The organism is Mulberry dwarf phytoplasma (assembly GCF_056504655.1).
In genome coordinates, this window is record NZ_CM151418.1 from 518,154 (window position 1) to 537,814 (window position 19,661).

A 19,661-nucleotide genomic window follows, 5' to 3' on the forward strand; every position below is an offset into this window, starting at 1 on the left:
AGTTATTCCTTCCCATTATTTTATTTTTTTTGCATTTTTTTGTCTTTTTTGTTGTGTCCGCGGTAAGTACGTGTAGGGGAAAATTCACCTAACTTATGTCCTACCATGTTTTCTGTAATGTAGACTGGAATGTGTTCGCGTCCGTTATAAACAGCGATTTTGTGTCCTACAAAAATAGGTGTGATTGTAGAACTTCGTGACCAAGTTTGGATCACTTTTTTGTTTTTTAAGTTTTTTTGTTTTTCTATTTTTGCTAATAGATGGCTAGCAACAATAGGTCCTTTTTTAACTGAACGTGGCATATTAACAACTCCTTATTTTGTACGACGTCTAATAATTAAAGCATTAGATGCTTTTTTACGGTCACGAGTTTTGACCCCACGAGCTTTTTTGCCCCAAGGTGTCATTGGTGATTTGCGTCCAATAGGAGCTCTACCTTCACCACCGCCATGAGGGTGATCGTTCGGGTTCATCGCAGAACCTCTTACTGTTGGTCTTATTCCTAAGAAACGTTTTTTGCCTGCTTTACCATAATTAATTAGTTTATAAGATTCGTTGCCGATCTCTCCAATAGTAGCACGACAAGTTCCAAGAACTTTGCGAACTTCGCCTGATTGAAGACGTAATAGCACGTATTTGTCTTCTCTACTAATAATTTGACAAAAAGAACCAGCACTACGAGCAATTTGTCCGCCTTTACCTGGTTTTAATTCGATGTTATGAACGGTGGTTCCTACTGGAATATTCATTAAAGGAAGGCAATTGGCAACTTTAATATCTGCTTCTTTACCAGAGACAATTTGCATCCCTACTGTAAGTCCTTTAGGAGCAAGAATGTATCTTTTTTCGCCGTCTACATAGTGAATTAAAGCGATGTTAGCACTGCGGTTTGGATCGTATTCAATGGTAGCTACTTTGCCAACAATGTTATCTTTGTTTCTTTTAAAATCAATTAAACGGTATTTTCTTTTAACGCCGCCGCCACGATGTCTTACTGTAATTTTACCTTGGTTGTTGCGTCCGGCTTGGTCTTTATGAGATACCAATAATCTTTTTTCAGGAGTTTGAGTGGTGATTTCTGAAAAAGCAGAAACACTCATATTACGACATCCATTTGTAGTAGGCTTATATTTTTTAATTGCCATAATTTATACCTGCCTTGTATTTTTTTAATCGTTAATCGTTGTTTTGGTTGGGTTTGAGTTTATTCGTTAGCAAGGATTTCGATTTTTTGTCCCGGAGCTACTTTACAAATAGCTTTTTTATAACCAGAAGTGTAGCCTTCGAATTTACCTTTTCTTTTGAATTGTGGTAAAACGTTGCGAGTGTTAACTGATAAAACTTTTACTTGAAAAATGCTTTCTAAAGCTTTTTTAATTTCTACTTTATTAGCTGTTTTGGCAACTTTAAAAGTGTATTTATTTTGTCTTTCGATCAATTTATTAGTTAATTCAGTAATGATTGGTGCTTTAACTAAATCATAGTATTTATTCATTATTTTAAAACCTCTTCAAAATAGTTAACAGCAGCAGCAGTTAGGACTAATTGTTTGCAATTAAGGATTTGATAAACACTTGCATGAGAAGCTGTTTCTAAAGTAATATAAGATAGATTGCGAGAAGCCAAAGCTAATTGTTCTGTCATTTGAGTAACTACAATTAAGGATTTGGAAGTGATGTTTAATTTTTGTAACATTTGTTGGAAATCTTTAGTTTTATGAGTTGCTAAATTAATGTTGTCTACAACTACTAATTGATTATTTTTAGCTTGGAGTGATAAAGCTGATTTTAGAGCCAGACTACGTACTTTTTGGTTTACTTTAACAGAATAATCTCTTGGGGACGGTCCAAAAGTAACTCCACCACCACGCCATAAAGGAGAACGAATAGAGCCATGACGAGCACGACCAGTTCCTTTTTGTCTCCATGGTTTTTTACCTCCACCAGCAACTAAAGCGCGAGTTTTGGTAGCATGTGTGCCTTGACGCATTGCAGCTCTTTGAGCATTTACAACGTCGTATAAAACTTGTTGATTAGGTTTAATGTCAAAAACAGTAGTTGCTAAAACCTTTTCAGAAACGAAGTCGCCTTGTTGATTAAGAATATTAATTTTTGGCATGCGTTTGCTCCTTTGTCAATTTTTTTACAGCAGATTTGATAATTACAAAACCTTTATTAGGTCCTGGGACATTGCCTTTTATTAAGAATAAGTTTTTTTCAGTATCAACCGAAAGAATAGCTAAATTTTGGATAGTAACAGTTTCGTGTCCCATGTGTCCTGGTAGTTTTTTACCTTTTAATTTACCTTTAATAGGGCCCATTGAACCTGGACGACGGTGATAACGAGACCCATGACTTTCAGGACCTCTGCTTTGATTGTGTCTCTTAATAGAACCAGCAAAACCTTTACCTTTGGAAGTTCCTGTTACATCAACTAAATCACCTACTTGAAATAAATCGTTTGTGATTAGGGAGCCTACTTCTAAATTAGCTAGGTTTGAATTGACATTCGAACTAAAATTAATTTCTTTAATGAAGCGCTTAGGGGCAGTAGTTGCTTTTTTAAAATTTCCTAACATAGGTTTAGAAGTGTTTTTTTCTCTTTTGTCGCAAAAACCTATTTGAGTAGCTTGATAGCCGTCTTGGTCAACGTTTTTTTGTTGTAAAACAACGTTAGGTGTAACATCTACTATTGTTACTGGAACTAATTCTCCTTGTTCGTTAAAAACTTGAGTCATTCCTATTTTTTTACCTAAGATTCCTTGAGCCATGTCCTTCCTCTTTCTTTTTTTAATTTTGGTTTAAAGTTTGTAAAAAGTTTTTTAAAGTGATTTTCAAAAGTTGATTGAAATTGTAATTGCAATTGTGATTGTGATTCAACCAAATGAAATGGTTATAAAAAAGTAAATATTTATTCATATTAAAATGAATAGTGCCTAAATTTTGCTTTTGCTATTGGTTTTTTTTTAACAAAATATCAATTGAAGGTGGCAAACTAATGTGCATTAAAGATTCAATTGTTTTTTTATTAGGATTGATAATTTGAATTAAACGTTTGTGAGTGCGTCGTTCAAATTGTTCTCTTGAATCTTTGTTAACGAAAGGGGAACGCAAAACAGTAAATACTTCTTTTCTGGTAGGAAGAGGTATTGGACCTTCAATATTTGCTCCTGTTTTAGTGACAATATCAATAATTTTTTTAGCTGCTTGATCAATTAAATGATGGTCGTAGGCTCTTAGAATTATTTTGATAATTTCTTTTTCTTTTTTGTTCACTTATATTCTCCTTTTTTAGAAATGTTTGAAAATATTGCCTATTAGACAAATATTTTGCTTAAATAATTTTTTTCTTAGACAACTGACATTGGTGTTTTGTTTTTTGGATTAAAAGAAAAAATATTTAAAACAAGCCTTTTTATTATACCTTAAAAAAGATTTTATTGCAAGTCATTTTAATTACAAAAGTTAAAAAAGTAATTAATAATGTTTTTTAAAATAAAAAAAGCTGTTTCAAATAAGTAAAATGGTGAAAAGATTTATTTATTTTGGATTTTGTTTGTTAAAAAATACAATAAGTTAATTCAAATATCCTCATTAAGTTAATTCAAATATCTTTATATTAAAAGATAAAATGATTTAATGAAAAGGTTCATTTTTATATTTATATTTATTGATAACTTTTTTAACAAATTTAAAAAACTGTTTAAAAGGGTTAATTTTGGCAAAACACATATAACCATTAAATATTATAATTAAAACCCAAATAATAACTAATATAACAACTCTTAAATAACTTGTATACATTTGTTTTTTAGTAAGTTGTAATAATAAATTATAATTTGATAGTATATTTGTATTAGATTGTAATGAATCTAGATATTGTTGTAAAACTTTTTGAGTATTTAGATTTTCAAAAAACGTATATATCAAAAAAGTAACAATCATTCCAAATACACTTAATAATAAAAAATTTATGTTTTTAATAAAGAAGATATGTTTTGTTTAATATCAGACATATTTTTTACTTATAATTATTTAAATGATTTAGCTTTAGAATAACAGAAATAACCATTAAATCCTACTAACGCCAATACAAAGAAAAACTCTACAAAAAAGAAATCTTGTTTTTTAGTTACTTCTTGTTTGTCTCGGAGGGCTTTTTGATCTTTATCATGTTTTTCTTTTTTGTCATAATAAGCTTTTGGAGTTTCACTATTATCCATACAATCTTTATAATTATTCTCATTTAAAAATTTGGTTTCATTATCATTATAAGTTTTATAAAATAATGCCTTATCTGCTTCTTGATATTTTTTTGATGCTTCTAAAACAACATAAGACCCAAACACACTTAAAAATACAAAACTAACAGTAAGTAAAAAGTGTGATAATGATTTTTTTAATAACATTTATGTTTCTTCTTGATTTTATTTATTTTTTTATCTTATACACTTAAAAATAAAATAATTCTTTTAAAATAAATCAAATAGTAACTATCAAAAATAAATAAATCCAAAATAATATTAAAACTATAAATTAAAATAATATCAAATAAGAAAAAACAATATCGTCATCTAAGAAAAAAATTATTTAAACAAAATAATTTGTCTAATAATGATAAATTAATTGTCAGTTGTTTTTTGAGATTTAGAAGGTTTGTTTTCCAAAATAAGTTTTCCTTTGTAATAACCACTATTTTTAGTAACTCTGTGAGACAAAGTAAAAGTATTAGTTTCTTTGCAAAGTACTAAAGCAGGATTGCTTAACTTATAATGAGTACGTCTTTTTCTTTTTGCCGTTTTTCCGGTGCGTCTAAAAGGAACAGCCATTTTATCAAATCCTTTCTTTATAATTTTTTGTTTTTAGCATTTATTATAAATAATAATAAAACTTTTAACAAATAAAAGGTTAATCAAAACCCAATTAATAACTGCCAAAAATTATTATTAGCACTTTAATCAAGCTTAAAAAATTAATAATCATGCCAAAGCGTGCAAAAATTAATTTTAAACCTAAGTTTATTTTATCTTAAAAAAGCTGTTTTGTCAATCTATTTTGAGCTTTTTTTACTTTTTTCTTATTTATTTGCTACTTTAATTATTATTTTGTCAAATTACAACAATATAACTAAATTAATTTGAGTTTTTTTAATAAATTAATTTTGTTGAAATCCCATTTTTATGTTTCACCTCCGTAAAAGGTTTTGAAAACAAAGAAACTACTAAAAAATGATTCTTAAAAGTATTTTTGCCAACATTCAAAGTTAACGACGTAGACAAAACTGACAAATTTAGAGTTGGAGTAAAAGTTAAAACACAAGATAACAATGATTTTGAAGTATATACCAAAGACTCCAAATTTGCTCTTACCAAAGATAACAAATTTGTTTCAGCAGAAGTTCAATTAGAAGTAGAATTATTAACTCTTGATGGTTTAGTTGAAAATAACACCGATACTGCTGATTTTGAATTAACTATGCAATATGAAGTAGTGGATGAAAATGGTAATGTAATTGCAGAAAATAACAAACTAACAGAAGCTCAATCAGCTAAATCCAAAATAAATTACACTAACACATACTAACAAACACTTTCCATTAACAAACATGTATAAATTGAATAAATTACTCTTTAATAACATTATTTTATAATCTTTCATTAACTTAAATAAATATCAAATAATCAATTCAAAGACTATTAATTATTTAATAGTCTTTGATGTCTTAAACTCTTTATCTTTTTTGATGGTTTAACTAACTAAAAACCTAATGAATACTTTATAATTAACTTAAATAATTAAAAAACCGTCAATTTTAGAAAGAAAGAAGGAGATATTTTTCCAAAAATTTATCAATTTTCTAAAAAAAAGCATTAACTAAAATGTTTTTATCCAATACTTATAACAAAAAACACTTTTATTTTTAATTATTATAATATTTACTTTATTTATTATTATCCCTCATTTTACCAAAGCTCAATCAAATCTTAAATTAAGATATGATTATAAAACAAGTATAAAATAAGTTTGAGAAAAAAAGAAAGACAAGCACAAACAACAACACAAGTACAAGAAGAGCCAACATAAGAACAACAAGGACCAAAATTACACCTTGTAGAAATTGAAGGGGATTGGGATTCCCACCTGGACAAAGTAATAAAACATATTAAAGAAAAGATTAATCCTAATTTTAATGGAACATTAACCAAAAGAAAAACAATGAATAGAATAAAAGATGGGAATATATCGTTCGAAATTGCTACAGGAACATGCGAGCCAAGTACAATTTGTTTATATCATGATGGAGAAATTCGAGGTGACCTAGATAAAAAATATACTTATCAAGAACTAACAAAAATGACAGGCAAATATACAAATTTGTATATTTTTTACCATGACATAGAAAATACCAAAAAATTAGATGGAGCTAAAAACCTACTTCTAGATGGATTTCAGGAATGGTAAGGCGTCTGAGAGATTGGGCAAACACTCAACAATAAACAACAATAAATCTTTTTTAATTATATATATTAATTTATATTATCTTTTTGGTAGCTTAATAATTTATACTTATAATTAATATTAACTACCTTTTTTAAAAGAAAGGAGTCTGTTTTTTACATTAACAAAATTAACAAGACTTCTAAAAAAAGACCAAATATAAACTTTAATTCCTTTTTAATGCTTATAATTATAAATATATTAATACTATTACTTAACATTAATTCTTATTTTATTAAAGCACATTCAACATTTAAATTAAACTATCAAATCAAAAGTACTTTTAAAATAAAAGTAAAAAAAGAGACTCTAAATAATACAATTCATAACATTAAAGTAAAAAACACTAATAAAACTCTTATCTTTATACATAAAATATTGATCCTAATTATTACAAAAAAGTCTCATTTCACAAAACAATTAATCAAAACAAAGGCGAATTAATGTCTAAGTCAATTCTTAATTGTCCCCAAAATATTATATTTATCTATCATGATGGAAAAATGCCATTTATTAAGGATAAAACACATACCTTAGAAGCAATCATAAACATGAAAAATAAATACAATAATTTATATATTTTTTACTATGAACCAACTTTAATCCAAAAATATCTCTATCCTAAAAAAACAACTTGGTATAAACCTTATCTTAAGAAATAATTACATCCATATTTAAAATAAATTAAATTAATAAACTATTTAAAAAATAAAAATAATATAAATAATGAAAGAAACTATCCTTCAGGATAGTTTCTTTGTTTTTAAGATTTAAATATAAAAGCTAAGTATTCTTTTTTACATCCCAAATTAATTTGGTTTATGTTATGATAAAGGTAAATGATAAAATAATTTAGAACTTATTTCTTTGAAAAACCAAAATAATATAACATTACAAAAAAAATTAATAATAAACTACAATTAAGTGTTTTTATATTGTTTAATCAATATTTAGATTGAAGGAAAAATTTTATGTCATCATATTATAATAGATTTTTGGCTTTATTCTTAAAACGCAATAAAACATTGTCAAGCGATTTTTTCTCTCCTTTTTTATCCCAATTAACAAATAATATCACAAACCTAAAAAACATCCAAGAAAAAAACACAACCCCAAACATTATTACAAACAACCAAAACAAACAATTAAATCAAAGATTACAAACCCTAAATAACAAACACAATACCCAAACAAAAAAATTACAAGAAAAATACCATCACATATTATTAAACATTTACGCACAAATAGAAAAACTCCAAACCCATAAAAAAACAATCCTCCAAAAATACAACTCACAACAACAAAAAACCCAAACTCTTTTAACCCAAGAACTTATTTATCAAAAAAACAAAAACAACGATAAAAACCTCCAATTAAAAGAAATCTTACAAAAAGAACTCAAGGAAATTACTAAAAAAAACAATCACAAAGAAACTACTCTTATAACTAATCTCAACAACAAAAATAACAACATTAATAATTTATTAATTCAAATTGAAAAAGACAAACAAAAATTAGAAATCAAAAACCAAAAACAAAACCAAGAATCCAAACAAAACTTTTATACTACTGATTTTAACCTCAATCAAAAAAACACCAATTTATTAAAACAACTAGAAACAACTCTTAATTTACAAGAAAAAGACAAAGGCAAATCAATTTGCATCTTAGAACAAATAAAGACTACAAAAGAACAAACTTATAAAAAAACCATTACCAAAACTCACAAACTATACCAAAATAAACTAAGTATAAACGACAAAAAACTAGACACCATCAAAGATGCTTACCAACAAGAAAAAACTATCATCCAAGCACAAATACAAGCTTTTTTTCTCCAAATAAGACCTTTTCCTTTTATAAATATACCAATTCTTTCCAATTACCAAATTGAAACATCCAAAAAAGCTCTTTTTTACAAACAACAAACAAACTGCCTTTCTTACCAAAACCAAAAATCTTTATGGAGCCAACAATATCACCTCATCAATCTTTTACACCAACAAGCAATTAATATGTGGCATTTAGAACACCACAAACAAAACAAATACAAACACATCTGCCAACAAACCTTAGAAAAAATTTATCATCTCATCCACCAAAAAACAAATTATTTATTCTCCCAAAAAATAAAAGGTATCAAAGAACAAATAAAAACAGTCCTTAACTTACATCTACAAGAAACAGCTATCTTTGATAATCAAAAAGACTATCAAGAAACTTTCTTTGCTTATCAAAAAACTCTTTTAGCCTTACAACGTAAACAAAACAATTACCAAATAGATTATCATTATCATTTCTTTGCAAAAAAACAAGAATTTGACCTTAAAACTAAAAGTATTGCCCTACAACTAAAATTAGAAAAAACCAAAATCCAACATTATTATTTAGAACAAATAACTACTTTAAAAAAAGAAATTAACAACTTCCAAACCCAATTAACACTTAATAAAATATTTCAAAAAGATGATTTTCTAACCTTCAAACTTACCCAAGAAAAAGAAAAACATCTCTTTTTACAAGACATCACCTTAATGCAAAAAGACATCTATTTATTATTACAAACCCAAAATATAGAACTTTTACAAACTTTAAATAATTTACTCAACACTTATCCATCTTGGCAAAAAGAAAGCACATTATTAGAACAAACTTTACAACAAATCCAATTACAAATTAATACTTTTACAAGTAATTATCAAACTAAAACTTGTCTTATCGAACAAATAATCTTAGACCAAATAAAAACTATAATTGAAACTAACTTATTTCCTATCATTCAAAAACAATTTAATCAAACAATTAATCTTTTACAAAAAAAACACCAATTAAACCAAACTACCATACAAAATGAAATTAATCTTAACGAACAAATAATAGCTTTTTATGACAAACAATTAACCTTTCTTAATCAAAAAATACACACTGACAAAAAGAAAGGAATACAAGGATTTTTTCACAAATACAAACAAAAAGGAACTGACCTATATCCCCTTTTATACCAAATCAAAACTCACAAAGAACGTTATGAAAAAATTATCAAAAACCTCACCACAAAAAAAGATAAAGCAACCAAAAAACACCAACATATTTTAGAAAAAACAACTAACAAACACCAAAAAAAAATCAACAAAACCAAACTTAAAATAACCAAACTTTTAACTTTATGGCACTATTTAAAACCTGCCTCCAAAAACATTGCTCTTACTCCTTTAATCAATTTCAAAATATCAAACAAATCTTTTTTCAATGCTTGCCAAAAAACAATCACAAATGTTATCCAAGATATTTTATTCTATAATAATTATCAAAAAAACATTTATCAATGTTTAAATACTTTGCTCCAAGAACAAATAAAAAAAGAACAAAAATTAATTCAAACAACTACAAATACCACTAACACAACTAAACACCTTAACAAAGTTTTTTACAACCAAAATGAATTAATAAAAAATGTTATTAATGTTTCTTTGGAAAAAACATTTAAACAAAATCAAATATCTTTATTACAAGAAATTACTAAAACAATTAAATCCAAAGAAAAAAGTTTAACCCAAACAACTAATTTAATGAAAGAAAAATTAGGATTATTAAACGAAAATATAAGTGATGCTCTTATCAATTTTAATTTATCATGGCAACAAACACAAAAAGAATTACGCCAAAAACTATCAAACCTCAAAAAAGAAGCTCTCCTCAATTTTGAAAAAAAAGACAAATTATTTTTCGAACATAAAAAAATAGCCATCAAACAAAAAAACAACCAAATCTTTAAACATTTCACCAAACAAAAAGAAAAAATATCCCAATCATTTACTCACAAACAAAAAACTAATCACAAAAAAATAACCAAAATAGAAAAACAAATCAAAAAAACCAAAAAAAACTTACTTACTAAAATCAAACTAACTAATTTCCAAACCAAACTCAAAACTATCTTTTTAAAATGGTCTTTTTTTTGGCAAAAACAAAAAGGAAAATTCAAAATAAAACATCACCAAAAACAAATTACCAAACAAATCAAAAAAACTATTGCCCTTGATAAAAAAATTTCTTAAAGCAAAAAAATATTGATATTATAAAATGAAATTATAATTTATAAATAAATATAATAACAAATTTCTTAAAAAATATAGGAATAAAACAGTTTACCAAAACCACCCAAAAAAATCATTTATTACAACAATATTTAAAATCTATTTGCATTTTTATTTTTTTTAGTGTATAATTAAAGTAATTATTATTTTGTAATAAATGTTAATTTCTTAAAAAAACATTTTAAATAATAATTTATCAAAACAATAATAATTAAGGATTAAGGCAAAAAGTAAATTTTTCAAAAAATGAAGCAAAAAACTAAGAAAGGAAGCAAAAATGACATCCTCAAATCAAGTTTTAATTGAAATTAAAAACTTATCCAAAAACTTTTCTATCAAAAAAAACTTTTTAAAACCAGATACCTTACTAAAAGCCAACCAAAATATTAATTTATCCATTTTCAAAGGCGAAACATTAGCCGTAGTTGGAGGCTCTGGTTCAGGAAAATCAACTTTAGGACAAGTTCTTCTACAACTTGTAAAACCTACTTCAGGCAATGTTTTTTATCACAAAGAAACAATCCCCAAAACTAAGGAAACACAGACAAAAGACATTGAAGAAATTGATTTAACTACTTTAAGTAATAAAGAAAAGCGCTTTTTAAGAAAAGATTTACAAATTATTTTCCAAGATCCTTTTTCTTCTCTTAACACTCATCTCAAAATATCAGATATCATTGGCGAAGGACTTTTAATCCACAAAATGACAAAAGGCAAAAAAGACCCCAAATATCAAACAATGATTCTAGCTATCATGAAAAAATGTGGCATTGATACTTCTCTTTATGACCGTTATCCTCATCAACTTTCAGGGGGACAAAGACAAAGAATTGCAATTGCAAGAGCTTTAATTATTAAACCTAAATTTGTTGTTTGCGATGAAATAGTATCAGCATTAGATGTATCAATTCAAGCCCAAATTTTAAACCTTTTAAATGATTTAAAAAAAGATTACCAACTAACTTTCTTGTTTATTACTCATGATTTAGGAGTTGCTCGTTTTTTAAGTGACCGCATTTGTGTAATGCATTTAGGAAAAGTAATTGAAATAGCACCTTCAGAAAGCCTTTTTAAAAAACCTTATCATCCCTACACCAAACAACTTCTAAATGCTATCCCTAAATTAAAAACTCAAAATAAAGCTTTAGAAGAAATGCCAATCACCTACGAAACTAACAAATTTAGATTTTTATTTCACACTCAAAAACAAGACCTAGATTGGTATCAAGTAGCCCCTAATCATTTTATTTCTTGCACTTTAAAAAATAAAGCTACTAAAATATAAAGGAGTAAAATATGAGTTTATTAAAAGTTAGTAATCTACATACTTATTTTGAAACCCAAAAAGGTCTAATCAAAGCAGTTCGTGGTGTTTCTTTTGAAGTCCAAAAAGGCAAAACTTTAGGAATAGTTGGAGAATCTGGTAGCGGCAAAAGCCAAACTGCAATTTCTATTCTCAAATTATTTGAAAAAAACCAAAAAATTTACCAAGGCGAAATTACTTTTGAAAATCGTATTATTTCTCAATTTAGTGAAAAGGAAATGCAAAAAATCAGAGGAAACGAAATTGCTATGATTTTCCAAGATGCCATTTCTAGCCTTAACCCTGTTTTTAAAATCAAAAATCAAATTATAGAAGTTCTAATGCTCCATCAAAAACTTGATTACACCCAAGCTTATCAAAAAACTCTTGATATTTTGGAAAAAGTCCAAATTCCTAACGCTCAAAGAGTAATGAATTCATATCCTCATCAACTTTCAGGCGGAATGTGTCAAAGAATAATGATTGCTATGGCATTAGTTTGTAAACCTAAACTTTTAATTGCTGACGAAGCAACTACTGCTCTAGATGTAATTGTCCAAAAAGAAATTCTTAATTTAATTGCTTATCTACAACAAGAACAAAACACTGCTGTTTTATTTATCACCCATGATTTAGGAGTAGTTTCTCAAGTAGCCGATGATATTATTGTCATGTATCAAGGACAAATTGTAGAAAGTGCTAAAACATCCCAAATATTAAAAAATCCAAAACACCCCTACACTAAAAGTTTACTTAATAATTTTTTAAAAACTGGGCTTGGTTATCATAATGTTTAGTTTGTTAAAAACAAAAATTAAATAATTGCAATATAAAAAAATCAAAAAGGAGAATATAGGAGCAAAATGGATTTTAAACAATTATTACAAAAATATAAAAAACAATTAGTTATAGGGACAGCAGTTATTTTATTTGTTGTAATGGGTTTTGTAGTCTACAAACCCCCCCTAAGAAATAATCTTCGTATCGCCTTACCAAATGATATTGTAGGTTTGGACCCAGGAAATAAAAGTCACACTCAAAGTGTACAAGGAGATAGATTGTTTAACTGCATCCACTCTACTTTAGTTTCTACAAATGAAAATGGCGATGTTTTGCCTCAAGTAGCTAAATTATGGGGTAAAATAGAAAATGAAAATGCCATTATTTTTACTCTAAGAGATGATGTTTTATTTCATAACGGTAAAAAATTAACTGCAAAAGATGTCAAATATTCTTTTGAACGAGCAAAAAATAAAAAACACGATGAATATGAAAATATTGAATCAGTTGAAGAATTAGAAAACGGCACAAAAGTAAAAATAAAATTTAGATTATTGCCTGCTTTTGTCTATGAACCTATCGCTAAATTCAGAATACTTAATAAAGATGCTGTAGAAAAAAATGAATTAGAAGGGCTTAAGATTGGTGCAGGTCCTTATCAATTAGTTTCATGGGATTCTTCTGAAAAAGTAATAAAATTAAAACTTTCTGATAAATATTTTGATAAAGAAAAAATAAAAAATAGCGAAAAAGATATCATTTTTCAAACCACTTCTAATCCAGATACGGCTTTATTAAAGTTAAGCGCAGGGACTGTGGATGCTGTCTTAGACTTTCCAGTAGATAAAGTAGCCGATGCAAGAAAACAAAAAGATATTACAGTTGTTGAAAATACCGCTGTTAAATGTAGTTATTTAATGATGAATAATAAAAATGTTGAACTTGTAAAAAGAAAATTAATTGCTCAAGCTTTAAATATTGAAAAAATAATTACTCAACTGGAATTACCAGTTACACTTTTAAAAACTTATGTTCCTCAAGGAGAAATAGGACATAATCCAAATATTCAATGCGCTTATAATAAAAACACACAAGAAGTTAAAAACGCAGTTAGCAAACTTACAAATAAACAAATTAAATTCGGGTTTTCTGCTAAGGAAACTAAAGAAGTAGCAAACAAAATAATAGAACAACTACAAGAAGTAGGTTTTGAAGTAACATTAGAAATACCAGAATTTAATACATTCAAAGAAAATTCAAAAAAAGGAAATTATGACATTTTGTTTGTGAGTGATATGCATGAAATGGCATACGGTCATAAATCTTTAACAGATTTTATGACACCAAAAAACGCGGGGGAATCTACCCAAGGAACTTACACTCACATTCAAGAAGACACAAAACTAAAAGAACTTTTAGAAAAATCTCAAAAAAACATTAAAATCACTGAATACGAACAAACAGTAAAAGATATTCAAACTCATTTAGACCAAAATAAATATGTTGTTCCTTTTTATCAACAAAACATATATTTCTTAACAAGCAAAAAAGTCCAAGGTCTTAAATGTGATCTTTTCGCAAGAACTGATTTTACCCAAGTTAAAGTAAGTAAATAAAAAAAATATTCAATAAATAATAAATAGATTTATAATTAAATAATTAGAAAAGTAAAAACAAAGCAAAATGAATGAAAAAAAATAAATATATATATATAAGTGTTGGAGCTTTAACAGTTATAATTTTAATCATTTTGTGGTGGCAGTTATTCCCAAGCAAAAAACATGAAGACGATAAAGACACAATTAAAATAGCTGTTATATCAGATATCCAAGGATTTGATATTACTTCTCCAGAAAACACTTTTTCTACTTATTCTAATAGATATTTACGTTTAGTTCATGACACTTTATTAGAAGAAAAAGAAGGTAAAATCATAAGTAAATTAGCTAAATTAGTTGAAAGTGATGCAAATCAAAACCAAGACAAAACTTTATTAAAGTTTGAACTTAGAGATAATATTTTATTTCATAATGGCGAAAATATAACAACTGATGATGTTATATTTACAATCGAAAGAGGACACAAAAATAAACATCCTCAGTTTGAAGAAATCAAAGCAATCAAAAGAATAAACAACATAGAATTTGAAATCGAATTAAAAGAAAAAACACCTTATTGGCACTTTACTTTTTGTAATTTTATCAGAATCCTAAATAAAAAAGCTGTAGAAGAAAACGAAGAAAAAGGATTACAAATTGGCACTGGACCTTATAAATTAGTTGAATATAAATCAAATGATGAAATCAAAATGGAAAAATTTAATAATTATTACAATAAAGACACAATTAAAGACAGTCCTAAAACAATCATTTTCAAAATTAATAAAAATAATGATACTAATTTACAACAAGTAGAAAATGGTTCTTTAGACGCTTGTCTGGATTATCCATCTCATAAAATTCAAATTATAAAAGATAAATTAAGCCATAGTGTTGAAGTAGTTGAAAATAAAGATGTTTCAGCTAGATATTTATACATTAATAAAGCTAAAACCTCTCTAGAAACAAGAGAAGCTATTTCTTGGTCGTTAGATATTGAAAAAATAATATCTGATTTGGAAATCCCTGCTCAAAAATTAAAAACTTTTTTGCCAGAAACCTTGAAAGGATTCGATAACGAATTAGATGCTTATCCAACAAACTTTTTACAAGCTAAAAAATATGTCCAAAAACTAGATAAAACTGCTAAAAAACTTAAAATAGGATGCAGTACAAAATCTGAGTATCTTTTTGAACATAAAATAATAGAACAACTAAGAAAAGTTGGTTTTATAATAGAATTTGCTCCTATGGATTTTAAAGCTTTATTAACAGAAGCCAAAAAAGATAACTCTTCTTACAATATGATTTTTTTAGGTGAAAATTATGAATCAAAATGGGGGCATAAAGTTTTACGTGATTATTTTTTAACTAACAACAATCCCAATAATTTTTGTCATATTGATAATGATGATAAAAGCCATATAGAAAATAAATTATTACAAGTTGAAAAAGAAACAAGTGAAGAAAAATATACTAATTTATTAAAAGAAATAAGCCAATATATACATAAAGAATTTTATGTTATTCCTTTATATAGTTATCCTAATTATGTAATTACTTCCAAAAATATCAAACAAGGCTTTAAATCAGATCTTTTCTCACATTTTGATTTTACAAAAATCATAAAAAAATAATGGGTTTTGATTAATACATTTATAAAAAAAATTTAATATTAAAAAAATGGTTAATTTCGTTATAGAAAACAAATATGTTTTTTAATACATCAATTAAAATTAACCTATAATTTTTTATATTATTTAAATCACCCAATAAAAATTCATAAATGAAATATTCTAAATTTTTGAGGTAAATTTCGTTGATAAAATATATTTTTAAAAAAAGTTTATACACTATAACATTATTTATAACAGTCATATTTATCAGTTTTTTTACTATGAAAATGATACCAGGTGATCCTATTGATGCTATGTTTGACAAAGGACTTACTCCTGAACTAAGAAAATTAAAGGAAAAGGAATTAGGATTAGATAAGCCTTTAAAAACTCAATTTATAAATTATTCCAAAAATATTTTTATAGGAGATTTTGGAAAATCTTATTATGGCACAAAAGAGCCAGTTTTCAACCTTTTTACAAAAGCTTTTACTAATACCTTTAAATTGGCTTTTTTAAGTTGTTTTTTTGGTTCTTTATTAGGGATTTTTTTAGGAGCATTATCAGCTTTTTATGAAGGGTCCAAAAAAAGCTTTATACTAGATTTTTATTCTATTATCATCATTTCTTCTCCTAGTTTTATCATTGGCATCTTATTGCAACTTACATTAGGTCATTATTTAAGATTATTCCCAGTAGCTGATTTTGATACTCCTAAACATATGGTTTTGCCTATTTTAACTCTTTCTTTATTAATATCGGGTTCTGTTTTTAAAACTACTAAAACAAGCATGGAAGAATGTTTGTCACAACCATATATCAAAACGGCCTATTCTAAAGGATTGTCTAAAAAAAATATTATTTTTAAGCACGCTTTAAAAAATGCTTTAATTCCTGTTGTAGCACACATCGGTTTACTTCTAAGTTTTTTAATCGGTGGTTCTATTATTACAGAAAATATTTTCGAAATAAAAGGGGTAGGTGTTTTAATAAAACATGCATTTGATAATAGAAATTATCCTGTTATTCAATGTTCTATTATTTTACTCGCTTTATTTATAGCTATTTGGAATTTATTTCTAGACTTAGTGTATGCTTGGTTAGATCCCAAAATTAAACAAAAGGGATAAATATGCAAAAAGGATACAATCATTTATTATGAAAAAAAACTTTAAACTATTTCTTTTTTTCCAAAAAAAATTAAAATATTGGGCAAAAAATAAAAATATTTTATTTGGTTCTTTATTTTTAACTATTTTATTTTTAGCTATTTATTTAATTCCTTTTACTCCTTTATATAAAAATCCTGCATCATCATCTCATTATAAACGTTTACAAAGCATTAGTTTAAACCATCTCATGGGAACAGATTCTACTGGATATGATTTATTTAATAGAATGTTAGAAGGAACTAAAAAATCTTTAACTATAGGTTTTTGTTCTATTATGATGGCTAGTATAATAGGAACGTTATTAGGAATTATTTCAGGTTATTTCAAAAATATTTTTGATAATATCATTAATTTTATATGTGATATTTTAGTAGTTTTTCCCGATGTTATTTTAGCTATTTTAATTATGTTTTTTTTGAAAGACAACAAAAAATTATCATTAATAATTGCTCTAAGTATTTCTAATGCTCCTACTTTTATTCGAATCATAAGAGCAAATACCATGAAAATTAGGCAAAAAGATTTTATCAAAGCTTCTAAAGCTTTAGGATCAAATGAATTTTGTATAATTTTCAAACATGTTTTGCCTCATCTATGGTCTATTATTATCACAAGAATAACAATAGGTATGGCAACAGTTATTTTAACAATATCGGGGTTAAGTTTTGTTGGATTAGGTCTCGATCCTACAATTCCTGAATGGGGCAATATTTTAAATGCTAGTAGAAGTGATATTAGATTCTATCCTCATTTATTTTTTGGACCTTTTATCATTATTTTATTAACTAGTCTATCTTTTAATTTAATTGGTAAAGGTTTGATCCAAATTTTTAATCCAAAAGATGTAAATTAGAAAATAAAATATTTGCAAACTTACACACCATTAAAATCGCAATAAACAAAATAATAATTTATTAAAAATTAAAGTTTGATTTATACTTAAATCAAACTATTTTTTTCAACTTTAATAAAAAAACAAAGCTTTTTTCAAAAATTAACCTCTCATAAACCCATCGCAAAAAACATTTGTTTACAAATAATATAAATAACTAAGGAATCCTTATATGTCAATTAATTATCAAAAATTAGAACAAAGATTTGAAAAAATTGGTCGTTTAGAAAATATTATCAATATATTAAACTGGGATATGGCTTGCAACATTAAAAAGGGCTCCCAAGAAAGCCGCACTTTAGAAATCATCGATTTAACCCAAATTATAAAAAAACTATTAACTTCACAAGAAACCAAAAATTTGCTTTTACAAGCACAACAAGAACAAGAAACTCTCAATTCTTGGCAACAAGCTAATCTACGAGAAATAACATCCAAAATACAATCCGAAGAAATAATCCCTGAAGAACTACAAAATAATTTAATTTTAGCAACTACCAAATCAGAGCTAATGTGGAGACAAGCCAAAAAAAATAATGATTATAACAGCTTCAAACCTTATTTTCAAAAAGTACTCAATTACACCAAAGAAGTAGCAAATCTCAGATCCCAAAAATTAGGCGTATCTTTGTATGATGCTCTCATCGATCAATATGACCCTGGAATGACTGCTACCAAAATCAAACAAATATTTAACGTCATCAAAGAAAAATTACCACCTTTAATGAAAGCTATTTTGCAAAAACAAGAACAACAAAAACACCTTTACAAAGATATTGCAATGACTTTAGAAAACCAAAAAAAATTAAATCAAATCATTATGCCCAAAATAGGATTTGATTGCAATTATGGTCGCCTAGATGAATCCATCCACCCTTTTTGTGGAGGCACTCCTTATGATGTTCGCCTTACTTCCAATTATAATACAAACAATTTTTTAGATAGTTTTTTAGCCACTATACACGAAGTAGGACACGGTTTATACGCCCAAAATTTACCCCAACAATACAAAAATCAACCAGTAGGCACTCCACGAAGCTTTTCTTTTGATGAAAGCCAATCTTTATTAATGGAAAAACAAGTTGCTAAATCTCAAGAATTTTTAACTTACTTAGTAGATATTTTAAAAACAGAATTAAATTTTTACAATCCTTCATTAACTCCACAAAATTTATTTAAACAAGCCAACCAAGTAAAACCTGATTTTGTTCGTATTTATGCTGATGAAGTAACTTATCCTTTCCATGTTATTTTGCGTTTTGAAATTGAAGAATTATTAATTTCTGATCAGTTGTCTTTGGATGATTTACCTCACTTTTGGAATTGCAAAATGAAAGAATATCTAGGAATTACCCCACCCAACGTAGGTCTTGGATGCTTGCAAGATATTCACTGGCCTCAAGGAAGTTTTGGTTATTTCCCTAGCTATTTAAATGGAGCTATTTTAGCATCCATGATAATGAAAAACATTCAAAAAGCAAATCCTAATATTAAAGAGGACTTTAAAACAGGCAAATTTGAAACTTTAAATCAATATTTAGATCAAAAAATAAGAAACTGGGGTTCTTTTTATACCAACCAAGAATTTGTGTTCAAAGCAACAGGCATGCCCCAAATTAACCCTGAAACCTTTTTACAATATTTAGAAAATAAATATTTGAATAATTAATTTAAGAATATAAAAAAAGACTCTTTTTGAAAGAGTC

At 26.6% G+C, this 19,661-nt stretch carries 19 protein-coding genes; 11 read left to right on the forward strand and 8 right to left on the reverse strand.

What is annotated here, in order from left to right; genetic code table 11:
- Positions 1–20: 20 nt before the first annotated feature.
- The 8 genes from rpsS to rpmF form a co-directional block, all read right to left on the reverse strand.
- Positions 21–302 (reverse strand): 30S ribosomal protein S19, encoded by a 282-nt coding sequence (gene rpsS, locus JAHGCCOI_RS02600; protein ID WP_011412797.1) that lies wholly within the window; start codon positions 300–302, stop codon positions 21–23.
- A gap of 12 nt (positions 303–314) precedes the next feature.
- Positions 315–1,145 carry a 50S ribosomal protein L2 gene (rplB, locus tag JAHGCCOI_RS02605; protein WP_069028295.1) on the reverse strand — a complete coding sequence of 277 codons (831 nt, stop codon included), beginning with the start codon at positions 1,143–1,145 and terminating at the stop codon, positions 315–317.
- Between the two features lie 59 nt (positions 1,146–1,204).
- On the reverse strand, positions 1,205–1,495 hold the full coding sequence (gene rplW, locus JAHGCCOI_RS02610) for a 50S ribosomal protein L23 (RefSeq protein ID WP_011160577.1): 291 nt from the start codon (positions 1,493–1,495) through the stop codon (positions 1,205–1,207).
- Complete coding sequence (gene rplD / locus JAHGCCOI_RS02615) at positions 1,495–2,118, reverse strand: 50S ribosomal protein L4 (RefSeq protein WP_011160576.1); 624 nt, start codon at positions 2,116–2,118, stop codon at positions 1,495–1,497. The genes rplW and rplD overlap by 1 nt, the downstream gene beginning before the upstream one ends.
- Entirely contained in the window at positions 2,105–2,770 is a 666-nt protein-coding gene (rplC, locus tag JAHGCCOI_RS02620) for a 50S ribosomal protein L3 (RefSeq protein ID WP_227807358.1), read from the reverse strand. Before rplC ends, rplD begins: the two co-directional genes overlap by 14 nt.
- 181 nt (positions 2,771–2,951) lie before the next feature.
- Entirely contained in the window at positions 2,952–3,275 is a 324-nt protein-coding gene (rpsJ, locus tag JAHGCCOI_RS02625; RefSeq protein ID WP_227807357.1) for a 30S ribosomal protein S10, read from the reverse strand.
- Positions 3,276–4,030: 755 nt separating this feature from the next.
- Entirely contained in the window at positions 4,031–4,408 is a 378-nt protein-coding gene (locus JAHGCCOI_RS02630) for a hypothetical protein (RefSeq protein ID WP_479491909.1), read from the reverse strand.
- Positions 4,409–4,621: 213 nt separating this feature from the next.
- Positions 4,622–4,828, reverse strand: coding sequence for a 50S ribosomal protein L32 (gene rpmF, locus JAHGCCOI_RS02635; RefSeq protein WP_212508898.1), 207 nt, complete (start codon positions 4,826–4,828; stop codon positions 4,622–4,624).
- Positions 4,829–5,246: 418 nt separating this feature from the next.
- On the opposite strand from rpmF, the gene JAHGCCOI_RS02640 reads away from it, so the two are divergent.
- From JAHGCCOI_RS02640 to JAHGCCOI_RS02690, 11 genes are all read left to right on the forward strand, one after another.
- Complete coding sequence (locus JAHGCCOI_RS02640) at positions 5,247–5,582, forward strand: hypothetical protein (RefSeq protein WP_227807355.1); 336 nt, start codon at positions 5,247–5,249, stop codon at positions 5,580–5,582.
- A 633-nt stretch (positions 5,583–6,215) separates the two neighbouring features.
- Complete coding sequence (locus JAHGCCOI_RS02645; protein ID WP_479491910.1) at positions 6,216–6,461, forward strand: hypothetical protein; 246 nt, start codon at positions 6,216–6,218, stop codon at positions 6,459–6,461.
- A 479-nt stretch (positions 6,462–6,940) separates the two neighbouring features.
- A complete protein-coding gene (locus tag JAHGCCOI_RS02650) occupies positions 6,941–7,159 on the forward strand; it encodes a hypothetical protein (RefSeq protein WP_479491911.1) in 219 nt (72 codons plus the stop codon).
- A 309-nt stretch (positions 7,160–7,468) separates the two neighbouring features.
- Positions 7,469–10,555, forward strand: a complete 3,087-nt coding sequence (locus JAHGCCOI_RS02655; RefSeq protein ID WP_479491912.1) for a hypothetical protein — start codon at positions 7,469–7,471, stop codon at positions 10,553–10,555.
- 316 nt (positions 10,556–10,871) lie between these two features.
- Positions 10,872–11,879: an ATP-binding cassette domain-containing protein gene (locus JAHGCCOI_RS02660; RefSeq protein WP_041624692.1), complete on the forward strand. Its 1,008-nt coding sequence runs from the start codon at positions 10,872–10,874 to the stop codon at positions 11,877–11,879.
- An 11-nt stretch (positions 11,880–11,890) separates the two neighbouring features.
- Positions 11,891–12,694, forward strand: a complete 804-nt coding sequence (locus JAHGCCOI_RS02665) for an ABC transporter ATP-binding protein (protein ID WP_227807351.1) — start codon at positions 11,891–11,893, stop codon at positions 12,692–12,694.
- Between the two features lie 66 nt (positions 12,695–12,760).
- On the forward strand, positions 12,761–14,293 hold the full coding sequence (locus tag JAHGCCOI_RS02670) for an ABC transporter substrate-binding protein (RefSeq protein WP_479491913.1): 1,533 nt from the start codon (positions 12,761–12,763) through the stop codon (positions 14,291–14,293).
- A gap of 71 nt (positions 14,294–14,364) precedes the next feature.
- Complete coding sequence (locus JAHGCCOI_RS02675; protein WP_479491914.1) at positions 14,365–15,912, forward strand: ABC transporter substrate-binding protein; 1,548 nt, start codon at positions 14,365–14,367, stop codon at positions 15,910–15,912.
- A 182-nt stretch (positions 15,913–16,094) separates the two neighbouring features.
- Positions 16,095–17,021: an ABC transporter permease gene (locus tag JAHGCCOI_RS02680; protein WP_479491915.1), complete on the forward strand. Its 927-nt coding sequence runs from the start codon at positions 16,095–16,097 to the stop codon at positions 17,019–17,021.
- 28 nt (positions 17,022–17,049) lie between these two features.
- Positions 17,050–17,916 carry an ABC transporter permease gene (locus tag JAHGCCOI_RS02685; protein ID WP_479491916.1) on the forward strand — a complete coding sequence of 289 codons (867 nt, stop codon included), beginning with the start codon at positions 17,050–17,052 and terminating at the stop codon, positions 17,914–17,916.
- Positions 17,917–18,127: 211 nt separating this feature from the next.
- Positions 18,128–19,624: a carboxypeptidase M32 gene (locus tag JAHGCCOI_RS02690; RefSeq protein WP_479491917.1), complete on the forward strand. Its 1,497-nt coding sequence runs from the start codon at positions 18,128–18,130 to the stop codon at positions 19,622–19,624.
- The last annotated feature ends 37 nt before the right edge of the window (positions 19,625–19,661 follow it).